Raw genomic sequence first — 13124 nt, 5'->3', positions numbered from 1 at the left:
TTATTTGACTGTAATGTGCTTCTTTACTCGCTTGAGCAAAGAGGGTTCCCATTCCGAAACCGACATTGACTGAACTTGTGTATGTAGTTGCTGAAACTGCTGCTGGGCTAAATCATTTAGTTTATTTTCTTCCAATAATTCCGTAGAAATGAGACGCCAATAATAATTATCCCTTGGCTCCACCGCTTTACTAATCCCTTCATTGATCATGGATAAAGCGGCACCAATGCCTTCTTTTTCCACTAAATCAACGGCCATTTTCTTTTTCTCCGCCCAGCTGTCACCAGCTAGGTTAGTTTCTTCTACATTCGTTTCATCTGCTTGTTCCAGCCAATTCCGACAAGCATCAGAAACGAAAACTTCACCATCTTTAAAGGTGAAATCATACAGGGAGGGAAAACGCTGAAGAAATCGCTGAGTTTCCGTTAGAACTGCTTGAGCAGATTCCGTGTACCCTAATTTTTCAGCAATTTGATAGCTTAGAAACTGCCCATCAAACCAATAAGGTGCAACGGTCAGCGTGGCTTCAACTCGCTTCCATAAGGCTAGGTCTGCACTATCAAGCAAGCTCCAATAGTCTTTCACTCGCTCTTGCGGCAAAGCACTAATCAAAGTTTGCTTGTTCACATTATCTGGCAATGTGGTAATCGGCGACCAAACCGCATAGCGCCTAATCCGAATGGATAATTCCAGACTATTTTCGTTTTCCGAGAGGAATTCGGCGACTTTCAGCATGGTCTGCTTAGTGCTTTTTGCAGAGCTGTAATCCACTTCAATCGCTGGTTTAGAAGGCACGACCTCTACAGTTTTAGATTCAGCCTGAGGTTGAGATTTGCTTTGCGTTTCTACATGCTTTTTTTCTGAGTTTTGGAGCTTTCTGTTAATAACCTCGATGATGGTTTCAACATTCTCAGAAGCAAGTTCCTGTTCTTTCGCAACACCATGCCAAAAGTCATTGGCAGTACGTAAACTCTCTCTTTCTGAGGTAGTAAAGTTGGCAAAGTCCAGCTTATCTAGAGCAAGGCCAAAACGCTGAATAATTTGCCCAAGAAACTTACGTCTCGGTAAATTCCCTTTCTTTCCAGCGAATGGAAAGCATGTCTCCCAATATTCCGACATAAAATCGGCTAAAACGAAAATGGATAAAGTTAAACTATCTGGTGTATTTTTATTGTGTAGGCATTGAAAAAAATACGTCAGCAGTTTTAGATCCTTGGTTTTTTTACTCAGCAGTTCAATTAGCGACTCTTCTGCTTTTTTCCATTGCACTGAACCATGAGACAAAGAGCCAACCTTCATCATTTGATCATCCACAAACTCATAAAGCGGATCATGAATAGCGCTTTCGCCAACAGGCTGATCAGCGGATATAGGCTCACGAATCGATGTTCGAATAAGATTAATGTCCATACTCACGACCTTACCAACCACACTGTTTGCGCAATGGCGTTATTTTTTCACTAAGATTATTTGTGTCGAATTTAAGCCCATCGATAGATGGATTATTGGATCGAACCACAAGACTTGGCGACGAAAGAATGGTTTTCATTTGCTTAATTGCAATAAAGCCACGCCCTGAGGCAATCAAGTAACCAGTGTCGTCACTACGCCATAGTTGGGAGGATGAGTTACCAAACGAGATACTGACTCGCCCTTCTTCTAAAGCCTCTGGCAACGCCATTTCAAGCCGACTAATCCCGCTGATACAGCTAAACATTAACGCTGGGAGCTGCGCATTACTGTCTTTGTTTAGAGCTGGCACTGTCACCCATCTGTCATTACCTTCAAGAGTTAACATTGGATCATTGTTATCAACTCGATCCATTTCACTGGCTTGTGCCCGCAGCCATGCCTCTGGCTTATCACTAGGCACAGGAATATGTACGGGGGTTGAAAAGACCTTGTCAAAGCAAGATAGTCTGGCGAAATTCACCGTCTCTTGCGTGCAGCGGTTGGCTTTTTCTAAGAAACCTTTTTGCTCGCTTTGAGCCATTACGTGGGTTGATACTTGCAAAAAAATAACAAGTAAAAGCAGGTATCTAATCATTTATGGAAATCTCCAATTTCAAACACTTATCTGCCAAGGTTCGTTTGGGTATGCCCAAACTCTCAGCAGTTCGTCCTCTATCCCCATCAAATTCACGCAATCGAGCAGCAATGATATTGGACTCATATTCCCTTACCGCCACTTTAAGATCTCGAATGGTGGACAGCTCAACCAAAGCTCTATTTTTTGGCTCAGGTTGACTTGAGCTAGCCATTTCACTGTCAAGTTTCAATTGAATGTAGGCCAATTCAATTTGCTCGCCGTTTTGCGTCTGAGCAGCACCATATTCAATAAGGTGTTTTAATTCTCGAACATTTCCAGGGAAGTCATAATCGAGTAAGCAATCCATTGCTTTATAATGCAGACCACGCACGCTGGATTTGTGCTTGGCATTATATTGCTCAACAAAATGCGCACTGAGTTTTTCAATATCTGACTTGCGATCTTTTAAACGCGGCAAAGTGATGGGGTATTGATATAAGCGATAATACAAATCCTTGCGGAACTTATTATCCAATACCTGTTGTTTTAGATTTAAATGGGTAGCCACCACTAATCTAAAGTTAGAATCCAATTCTTTTTCAGATCCTACTGGGCGATATTTATGAGATTCCAATACTCTCAGCAATTTCGCTTGCAAAGCTAACGGCATATCTCCGATTTCATCCAGGAATAGAGTGCCCCCGTCCGCATCGGCTAACAGCCCTTTTTTACTTTTATCTGCACCAGAAAATGCGCCTTTGACGTAGCCAAATAACTCGCTTTCCAGCAAATGCTCAGGGATAGCAGCACAGTTTATAGCGACAAAATTTGCTTTACTACGTGAGGATAAATCATGGACAGCACGCGACACCAACTCCTTCCCCGTGCCGGTCTCTCCTTGAATCATCACTGAAAGACGGGATGATGCAGCAATGGTCACCTGTTCACGCAGCGATTTCATTACGTCACTGTGACCAATTAATACGTTGGCAAGTCCATCTAAGAGATGGTTCTTTTTCTTACCTTGCTCCACTTCTATCAATGACTCTGACAGCAGTTGTGACTTCCTTTTCTTTGCTTCCATATCATTAAGTAACTGTAAATGATTCGCACAAACAGACAGCAGACCTAAAAAATTTTCATCGCTGTCCACATCATAATTCGAGTAACTATCCGTTTTTAAAACCAAGATCGCCTGAAGTTGCCCATCTTTTGACAACATGGGCAAAATGATGACGTTTACGGTTTCATCAGTACAACCAATCAGATCAGCAAAACTGTCATTCGTTAACCAGTAAAGCAATTCGCTGTTACGCAGTATCATGACTTTGCCTGAATGAATGACGTGGGCAAATGGATTATCAAAGTCAGAAACCGACCAAGATAATTGACGACTATCATTCATGCTCGATTCTACAAAGCGCCCATCAGCAGAAGGGGTTAGGACATAAACCCCTCGGCACCCTAGCTCGCTATCAAGTACTTGCGTGAATGTTGACAACAACTGAGCGGTGCTACGAATCACCACCAACTCAGCTGCAGACTTAAGCCAGTTATTCATTGCTATTCGATCTCACCTACGAACTCCCCTTCTTCAATGGTCATGAAGATTCGGGATACTGGTTGTTGCTCGGCCAGTCGATTAAGAAGCGCAAGAGAAATAGGTGGTAATACTTGTCCCTCTATTATGGCTTCTAACATTCGGGCACCATTCTCTGATCGTGTGGCACGGTTCAAAATCTCTTGAACCAATGCCGGATCAATTTCTACTTCAGCGGAGTAACGTTTGCGTAACAATTTTTCTAGGGAAGATAATTTGCCCAGCACTATCTTCTCTAACACGTCTTTATTGAGTGGCAAATATGGCACGATTTCCATACGAGCTAACAAAGCGGGTTTAAAGAATGGCACCAGCTCAGGATAAAGCTTGGCTTCAATCTCTTTTGGTGTCTCTACGTTGTCGACGATAGTTTGATAGCCAAGATTAGACGTTAGGAAAAAGAGAATATTTTGACAGTCGATTAAGCGACCTTCTCCATCAGCCAGTTCGCCTTTATCAAAAGCCTGATAGAACAAGTTCAGCACTTCAGGGTGTGCTTTTTCTACTTCATCCAGAAGCACAACAGAGTATGGTTTCTTACGAATAGCTTCTGTCAGTACACCGCCTTCACCAAAGCCCACATAACCTGGTGGAGAACCGATTAGTCGCGAAACCGTGTGCTTCTCTTGATACTCAGACATGTTGATGGTGGTTAGGAATTGCTTTCCGCCGTACAATTCTTCTGCCAATTGAATAACTGTTTCCGTTTTACCCACACCACTTGGACCAACCAACAAGAAAGCGCCTTTCGGACGACCAGGGCGTCTAAGGTCTGCTCTCGATGTCAGTAAGTGCCTATGAACACACTCAATGGCCACATCCTGGCCTTTAATCTTAACGTTTAAGATTTCAGGCAAGTGCGTGATTTTATGCAGTTCATCAGAGTTCATTTGATCAATCGGCACACCAGTCCAATCAGAAATCACTTCTGCTATTTGTTGTGCATTTACTTCTGGGTACATCAAACGTTCATGATGAGGGATCTGCTCAAGTTCCTGATAGCTAGCGGCTAGCTGCTCGCGAAGTTCATCTAGCTCATCATCACTCAAGGCTTCATCTTCAGCCACTGGATTGCGTAAAATGGATTGGCGGATATCGATAATTTTTTCAATTATCTCTTTCTGCTTTGACCAGCTGTTGAGCAGAGTTTCTTTTTCTAATTCTGCTTGAACTTCCAATTCAATCAAACTTTCTAGATAGTCGTTATCAACAAGCTGGCCAATCAATGCTTGTCGCTTCAACATGTCTATTTCACGCTGGCGCGTACAACATTGATTTTCTAACTGCCCCAATACTTTTGGCGGTGTCGATATATTGATAGCAATACGAGCGCAAGCCGTATCCAGTACATCTATGGCTTTATCAGGAAGCTGGCGACCTGACAAATAGCGAGCCGATAATTCAGAGGACGCTTTCAACGCATCATCATGAATTAAAACGCCGTGCGCTTTTTCATAGACATGGTGTAAGCCACGCATGATATCAACAGATTGACTAACAGACGGTTCTTCCACTTTAACCAGTTGGAAACGTCTTGTTAGCGCAGGATCTTTCTCAAAGTATTTTTTGTATTCTTTCCAAGTCGTTGCCGCAATGGTAGACAATTCACCACGAGCCAAAGCTGGCTTTAATAGGTTGGCAGCATCACTACCACCTTCTTGATTACCAGAACCAATCAGAGTGTGTGCTTCATCGATAAACAAAATAATCGGAACAGGTGAGGATTTAATCTCATCAATAATGCCTTTGAGACGTTTTTCAAACTCCCCCTTAATCGATGCACCAGCTTGCAAAAGCCCTAAATCCAGAGAATGGATTTCTACATTAGCAAGCTTATCTGGCACATTCCCAGCAACAATTCTAAGTGCAAGGCCTTCTACAACAGCGCTTTTACCAACTCCTGCTTCACCCACAACAATAGGATTATTTTTTCTACGGCGACAAAGAATATCGACCATAAGATTCAATTCATCTTCACGACAAAGCACAGGATCAAGCTCATCATTCTTCGCTTGCAAGGTCACATTGGTACAAAATTTACCCAATGCAGAGTTACCCGCAGCCACGGAAGACGAAGTGGATTTATCTTGAGAGTCGCTTACAACATGATCTGACTCGGAAGAACGCTCAAGCACAAGATCAAAGTTCTTACGAATGGCTTCTTTGTTAATTTTTTCAAAAAGGCCAATCATTTCAAAAGAATAATAACGATCAGGATGAATAAGGGATGCAAGTAAAATAGCACCAGATCGTAATTCAGTTTGATTTAGCTCAGTTGAAGATAACAACCACGCCTCCTGCATCAGCTCGACTAATAACGGAGAAAATGGCGGGTAAGTATCGAGTGTTATTGATCTTGGGTAACTTTTAGAGATTGCTGCCTGAATATCATCCTTGCCCAATTTAACATGATCAAAAATCACACACACATCAGACATAGGGTTTTCAAGTAAAACGCTTAAAAAGTGTTCAATACTGACTTCATGATGCTGTCGTTCAATACATAATGCGGCAGCTTGCTCCAAAGCCAATTTGCTCTGGGAGTTTAATTTAGAAATCAGTGTGGAAAGTTCAATTCTAATCACGTTATTCCCTTATTCCTTGTGATGGTAATAATAAATAAATTGTAAGGCGAAAATTTACTGCAGTATTTGATTAAGCTGCATAAGTACACTTGAAGACTTACTGTTTAATAAAAATAAATAACCGCAAAAAGTTAATCCCCAAAAAGCAGCAAAAAATGTAAAAACAGACCAAACAGGTAACTGTCTGCTTAATTTATAACGGGTATTTACCACATGATTATTTTTAGAAGTCAGATTTAAAGATTCTTTTTCATCGATTGAATCTAAAAGTGAATGAAGTTTACTAATTACTTTTTCTCTTTCTTCTTTACCATTATTTAAAACTTTAAACTTCCCCTCAAATCCTAAAACCAAACAATAATAAATAAACTCAAGTAGATCCTTATATTTCTCTGGGTCTTTTTCTAGTCTAGATAAAATGGAAAAAAATTTCTCACCACCCCATGTTTCATTATGAAAACGAGATAACATAGAGTATTCAGCCCATACAGACGAGCCTCCCCATCGAGTTCCCATGACGGCTTCATCCAAGAAAGCGCACAAGATATAACGATATGCCATCAACACAGAATGTTCGTAATGCTTATCAGCAAGCTCTATTTCGATAATGTTAATTTCTTCGATGGTTTGCTTGTATATTTCTTCAATATTTTCACATTCACTTAAAGACTTAACCCTTAAAGATAAACCGAAGAAAGTCGTAGCAGAATCAATTAAAGGATTATCATTGTGACCTTTTATTTGAAACCAGTAATCCTTGTCATCATTTATGTTTTCTGCTTCATCAAAAAGCAAATCATCATATTTACCAATAATGCCATTACTAGCCATAATTAATCCCTTATCGCCCAAAATTGTAAATCCAAACCTTCAAAAGCCCCTGCGACATGGAAAGCAAAACCAGAAGAATTTTCAAGCATTCGCCAAGCATCACTTGTTTTATCTAATTGGTAATAAGTATAACCAGAGAAATATGGCAACTGTCTTGGTGCCACAGGCAAAGGTAAAACAGGTATACCAGGTAATTGATGTGAAATAAGATCTCTGATCTTTTCTACTGAAGACACTTTTGTTTGTTGAATAAATAGATTCCTCAATTCATCCAATGGCATATTCGCCTTAACCGCTAAGATAAAGTCTGCATTATCAATTAACTGAGTATCATGAATTGGTGCAACCATTAGGCCGTACTTACGTTGATGCAATTGAACCGAAACCGCTCTTGGTTCAAGAACCACACTTAAGCTCTGACGCAGATAGCGAATCACTTGCCAAAAAGAATCGCTTGGTAAGTCATGGTTATAGCCTTTAAAATCAGGAGACAAGCGACTTTCATCAGTAAATGTTGATAACTCACCACAAATAGACGCTAGTGCTTCATATAAACGTTCTGGATGCAGGCGCTTTAAGTTAACTAGGTGCTGAAGAATTGGCTGCAATCTATTCAACGCCTGAAGCAGCATGAAGTCAGAAACATCAGCAATAGCACCTTGGCCTGATGCTCCCAGACGAACCGCAATACCTTTCGCACGCTCTTTCATTAAACCTGATAACTCGTTAATGCAACGATGTAACTGAGGATTACAGTTAACATCTAGATGGCAAGGTATGAAATCGGGCTCTAATACAATACTGCCATCTTGTCGCTTCTCTCGAATTTGGGCGATAGCAATAGAGGCATAAGCACTACGGTCATCTTTTTCAAACATCAATTTAAGACGCATAGAGGCTAAGTCTATGACTGCAGTATCTCCACCTACAGTCTGAGTATCTTTTACTTCTTGACGATGGCTTGCATACCGCCCTGTGCCTTTTTCATTAGGCCAATCAATCTCTAATAAAGATTCATTTTTTAACGGGATTGCCAAATATATCGTTTGGCCCGTTAAGGTTGCATCACCAATATCCAACGCATCTGGAAGCATGTCGTCCTGAGGAATACGAAATACCGTACCATCAGGCATTACGCCAACTGCACTATCGATCGCTATTCGCCCAAAAGATAAATATTCAGGATTAATAGATAAATGGGATATCCCATATAAATAACTACTAACGGATTGTACTCTTTCATTTAAAGAGTACTCGTTATACCTTTGCTGTTGCTGAAAATGTTGGGGCTTAATAAATAGTCCTTCATTCCAAATAACTCTATTCCTAGAAATCATATTTACTCAACCCTTTCCAATTTAATTTCATAACCATCAAAATACATCAATAAATGATATACTCTTCCACGGTTTAGAATTTTAACCGCTTTTTTCCAATCACTTTTATCTGGTTCAGCAAATTTAGCCACGACACCGATATAATTTGTTTCTTCGTCGATTTCAAAGTCACCAACAAATTTGAACTGCCCAGGAGTTAAAACATAATCATAAGTTTTAACAAAATTATTTTTCAGTGCTTTCTCATAGTCCTTATTTATCATGTCAAAATCAGCAGACATAAGCATTGAATCATCAACCAACTCATAGACTTGAATCTCTACTGGTGCAGGCGTTCCAGACTCCCCGGCATTTACCTTTTTACCCGCAAACAAACTAAAAGTGACTCTTGTCATCCGGTCTTCAGGCTTAACTTTCTGAGAAGTACTACAGCCTGCCAAAAACACCATAAGTAAAAAAGGCGTTAGTAGCTTTAATAACTGGCTACTCCGCATGTTTCTCACGTAATTTTTTATCATAAGACTGCTCGAATATTTCCCAAAATAGTTTCTCAAACCCTTGCTGGCGATTTGAAGTTAATTCCTTGTAGTAATTTTCGTACATTCCCCATGCCCAAGACTTCTCATCCTGGCTATTATTTTGATCTCGGTTATAACGACTAAAGCGCTTTAATAATGTGTCTGGAGATAAGGCCTGCAAAATTTGATCGAGTGCAATATTGGTCGCATATTGCACTGCTTCATTATGAATTTTTATCATCTTCAGACTTTCTTCAACGGAAGATGTAGCTGAAAGATGCACTGCACTTTTGTTTTCATCGAACATAGTTCGAATCGTTTCTTCGTAAGAAAGACCAAGCTTTAGTGGATTATCTTCAATAGGCTGAAGGCTTCTGTGCATCATGCCATAGCGACTGTCTTTCACTTGGGAATGCAGATCTAGCAAACCTTGAACACAGGCACGTAAAGAACTTCCTATCTCTACCGATAATGCTTGCATTTCCTCTACACTAGAGTTGCTCCCAATCGATACCTCCAGCCCAGACATTAAAGGCCCACCAAGCACATGATTATTCTCAAAGGAGTTATTATCATAGGTTGCTTTGTATTGAGAGCTCGATTTTACCGTATCTTCTTTTGTGTAAGTCTTTGCAACTTCCTGCTCGAGCAGGTCTAAAATATTATCGTCCATTGGCTGTATCTCCATTATTTGTTTGTCATTTTTTTTCTCTTCCTCTTTTTCACTAGAAAAGATAGATTTAGAAAAAAATTTCTTCAATTTCGTAGTTTTACTTTCCTTTTCGATTAAGGAGCCACCACGTCGTATATCATTTAAACCAAAAGCGGCCGTGACATCATTATCAGTATCTGCCTGTACGGTAAACTTCGACGATATTTTTCCACTATCTTTTAAACTATTATTGATAAAGTCTTCAGCAACTTCGAATAAAGGCACTTCATCAATTAAATCCTCTTCACCAACTGAGCTTTTTTTATTATCAAGCATAACAATAGGATCTAGTTCTTTGACATTTTCGGTAAAATTTTCAAGGCCAATATCATAATCAAAGCTTTCATTATCATTTCCATCAATCAAGCTATTACTTTTATTTAAAAACAATTGCTCAAGTGAGTGACTGGTTTCTTTTAACTCTGATTCTCTATTTAAAAAAATACGTATTTCATACTCACCAATCTTGATTTCATCTTCATCATTGAGTCGAGCTAATTTATTAACACCTAAAGGCATGCTAGATGAATTAACATAGGTTTCGCCACATAAGTCCTTTACGCAAAAAGAGTCATCAACCAAAACAATTTCACAATGAAAAGGTTTGATTAATTGATCACGGTCTTTAAGATGCCAATCTGCATCTAAAGCAGAACCTATAACCCCACCGTTATCTTCAAAAGACATTTTTGCTAAAAGCCCAGCCTCAAGAGACCGTACATTGGTAACAATAAAGTTAGCGATTCGTTGCGTAATGTTATCCATGACTATTGCCTTACCTGTATGACGACTTTTTTCACTTCTTTTGACTCACCAAGAAAGGATGTCCAACCTAAAGACATACTATTATTGCCTTGTGACATAGCAGAAGCTTCATCTTCGTTTAAGACTAATTCAAGGTCGTAGGCCATCTGTTCTCTCAAGGTAAACTCAACTAACTTACATAAAGGCAAGAATTCTCGGCCGCTTGGCAAAAAATCGGCAAATCGCTCTTTATCTAAGCCCTTAATTTCTATAGCAAACTTCCCTTTAATATCATTAACACTGTCGCCCAAAACGGTTTCTCGTCCTAGCCCACAGTTTTGCATCCCTAATTGCAGCTTTTGCTCTTGATGAATTGGCACTTTGCGCTTAATCCATTGCCGTATCGATACTTCAGACAGATCAAAACAGTGCGAAATAATCCCCTCAACCACTTGGGGAGAACGGCTTCGCCCGGCTAAAGTGCCGGAATAAGCCAGCATTTTGCACCAATTAATCGGTGTTTCGCCCCTCATTCCTTCATCAGCTAAACCTACCAATGCAAACAATTGGCTTGAAAATTTATCCTTCGCTTCATCTTGGAAACGAATGTAGTAGCGATACTTTCTCCAAATTTGGTAAACAAGCGAGATCAAACGATTGTTAAAAAAATCGAGAAACTGACGCTTTAAACCAAACTCACCTTCCGTTACCAGCTGTTCAAGCATAAAGCCCGGCAGTGGCGACTGAGAGCCATTCAAGCCAAAAAAGTTGGTTTCAAGCAATATACGGTTATCACCCATAAGCTTTAACGACGAAACATCCGTTGGAGAAAAGCCTAAGCTTGGATTGGCACTAAATACCAACTGACACTTCGATTCCCAATCGCTTTCTTCGGGATCTTGCTCTATAAGCCGATACAACAACTCGACAAGCTGATAAAAATTAAATTTTTCAACATCTTCTGGAAATATATTTGGCTCACTGGAAGAGGCGATACTCTCTATATCAGTGGTTGCATCCCTTCCTGAATTCCCCACGTATATGCCTCTTTATTGCTTGAGTTAATTACGACCAATTCATGAAATGAATTGATACTTGCGTATAAAGAAAAAAACTTACTCAGCACTGTGCCAAACAAAAATAATTCACCTTCCGAACCAAAAGCAGCCTGATCTAAGGTTATCGTTGATTTCAACCCCCGAATGGGCATTCCCTGGATCAATTTATCCGTCGGCATCGACTCTATTTTGAGGATGCCGCTCAACCGTAATCTAGAAACGCGCTCAGCCTGACGATCTACTAATGCCTTAAAATCATAAGCCCGCAATACAGAGCAAAGAGCATCTTTAGACAGCAATGACAGATAATTTAATGATAAATTGGAAATCAAGGTCCAAAGCAGGCTGCCATCTAAAACAGGCCTTAAAGGAGGCGATGGTATCGTTATATTTTCAAAAGTTGCGAACGTTGGAGACGTGTCAGTAGGTTCACAAATATCGCCAATACCAAGCTCAAGCGGCAACTGTCTATTGGTACAAGTTAGCTTAAGAGAAACAGCTTCATCAAAGTTATAAACAGACGACTCGTCACCTCTGACAAAAGAAATAAAGTTATCAAAACCATCATTTCTAATACTGTCTTTTACACGAGCTCTGTAATAAAGAGATTCACGATGTCTAGCTCGCTCCACCTCATGCTGAAAACTTTCAAACGAGGAATACACACGCTTCGCACCTCTAGCACGACCACCATTACTGCTATTTTGCCAACCAGCAACCTCATCGATACTAAAGACTTCATAATGTGACGGTGAGGTACTGGATGGAATTATCCTGTATTCTGTTTTACGCCCTGTTAGATCAATAGGGTCTGCATCATGCTCAAACAAATTAACGACCGGTGTACAATACAGCTGAAACATTTCCTTCCTAACTTTTACACCAGGCTCGAACGTTTTGTTGAAGACCATTTTAATAGTAAATTCACCAGAAATATTTTTAGGTAAAGCACTAGATAATCCTTTCAAATCAAAGAAGTTGAAGCTTTCTGAAAAGGTTAAATATTCCTGAAGAATTCGATAGCCGTCATAAACATTTTTGGGGTACGGAAGCAAACTATCGGCAGCTTCAAAACCTACCAGTGATAAAGTATCTTTCGGCAGTTTAAATTCAACACCACCAACCTCTATCACAATTTTTTCTAAATAGTGATTCAGCCATAAATAAGTCATCTCAGCGCTGAATTTATCACCACCTAAATAGAACCTTAATGTATCGAGCTTGATGTCATCGAGCGTTAAATCTCCGTCAATTTTCATTGCAAGATTTACGGTACTCGCCTCCCTTGTATGTTGCGCAGAAACATCTACACAATCTAAAGGGTAAATAGAGACGTCGCGGCAGGTTCTAAAATGACATGTAGTACCAAAAACTGGACGACTATCAAGTTGAACACCAGACTGAATAACGTGCTTAGTGCTCACGTTATCCTCTGGCTTAAACTTAACAACACTCATACTTGGCACTGGTCGCAGATAATTAGGCCAAAGCATATTAATGATTGAATGAGTTAACTCAGGGAACTCATCTTCAATTTTTTCCCTTAAACGCCCGGTTAGAAAAGCAAACCCCTCTAACAATCGCTCAACATCAGGGTCCGTATTTCGCCCATGCAAGAAACGAGAAAGCTGAGGATGAATTTCCGTAAATTGCTTTCCTTGCTCACGTAAAAACGCCAGCTCTTCTCTAAAATACTTATCTTGGCTCACG

The 13124-nt window shown here is 40.1% G+C and carries 10 protein-coding genes; all 10 read right to left on the bottom strand.

The window, feature by feature from the left end:
* The 10 genes from tssA to tssF are packed head-to-tail and all read right to left on the bottom strand — an operon-like array spanning nucleotide 1 to nucleotide 13123.
* Nucleotides 1-1410 carry a type VI secretion system protein TssA gene (gene tssA, locus B6N13_RS15900; protein ID WP_169459953.1) on the bottom strand — a complete coding sequence of 470 codons (1410 nt, stop codon included), beginning with the start codon at nucleotides 1408-1410 and terminating at the stop codon, nucleotides 1-3.
* A gap of 10 nt (nucleotides 1411-1420) precedes the next feature.
* Complete coding sequence (vasI, locus tag B6N13_RS15895; protein WP_169459952.1) at nucleotides 1421-2047, bottom strand: type VI secretion system-associated protein VasI; 627 nt, start codon at nucleotides 2045-2047, stop codon at nucleotides 1421-1423.
* The gene (locus B6N13_RS15890; protein ID WP_169459951.1) at nucleotides 2040-3590 is read right to left on the bottom strand and encodes a sigma-54 dependent transcriptional regulator; all 1551 of its coding nucleotides are present in this window, start codon (nucleotides 3588-3590) and stop codon (nucleotides 2040-2042) included. Before B6N13_RS15890 ends, vasI begins: the two co-directional genes overlap by 8 nt.
* 2 nt (nucleotides 3591-3592) lie before the next feature.
* On the bottom strand, nucleotides 3593-6214 hold the full coding sequence (gene tssH / locus B6N13_RS15885) for a type VI secretion system ATPase TssH (RefSeq protein ID WP_169459950.1): 2622 nt from the start codon (nucleotides 6212-6214) through the stop codon (nucleotides 3593-3595).
* 54 nt (nucleotides 6215-6268) lie between these two features.
* Nucleotides 6269-7045 (bottom strand): type IVB secretion system protein IcmH/DotU, encoded by a 777-nt coding sequence (icmH, locus tag B6N13_RS15880; protein WP_169459949.1) that lies wholly within the window; start codon nucleotides 7043-7045, stop codon nucleotides 6269-6271.
* A gap of 2 nt (nucleotides 7046-7047) precedes the next feature.
* Entirely contained in the window at nucleotides 7048-8382 is a 1335-nt protein-coding gene (tssK, locus tag B6N13_RS15875) for a type VI secretion system baseplate subunit TssK (RefSeq protein WP_169459948.1), read from the bottom strand.
* A 2-nt stretch (nucleotides 8383-8384) separates the two neighbouring features.
* Nucleotides 8385-8876, bottom strand: coding sequence for a type VI secretion system lipoprotein TssJ (tssJ, locus tag B6N13_RS15870; RefSeq protein WP_169459947.1), 492 nt, complete (start codon nucleotides 8874-8876; stop codon nucleotides 8385-8387).
* Nucleotides 8866-10377 (bottom strand): type VI secretion system-associated FHA domain protein TagH, encoded by a 1512-nt coding sequence (gene tagH, locus B6N13_RS15865; RefSeq protein WP_169459946.1) that lies wholly within the window; start codon nucleotides 10375-10377, stop codon nucleotides 8866-8868. Before tagH ends, tssJ begins: the two co-directional genes overlap by 11 nt.
* Before the next feature lie 2 nt (nucleotides 10378-10379).
* On the bottom strand, nucleotides 10380-11393 hold the full coding sequence (gene tssG, locus B6N13_RS15860; RefSeq protein WP_348981552.1) for a type VI secretion system baseplate subunit TssG: 1014 nt from the start codon (nucleotides 11391-11393) through the stop codon (nucleotides 10380-10382).
* Complete coding sequence (gene tssF, locus B6N13_RS15855; RefSeq protein ID WP_169459945.1) at nucleotides 11357-13123, bottom strand: type VI secretion system baseplate subunit TssF; 1767 nt, start codon at nucleotides 13121-13123, stop codon at nucleotides 11357-11359. The genes tssG and tssF overlap by 37 nt, the downstream gene beginning before the upstream one ends.
* Between the last annotated feature and the right edge of the window lies 1 nt (nucleotide 13124).

Origin of the sequence: Marinomonas sp. UCMA 3892, from assembly GCF_012726345.1 — a bacterium.
GTDB lineage: Bacteria > Pseudomonadota > Gammaproteobacteria > Pseudomonadales > Marinomonadaceae > Marinomonas.
Note: the sequence above shows the minus strand (reverse complement) of the source record. Positions and strands in the feature narration are given on the sequence as shown.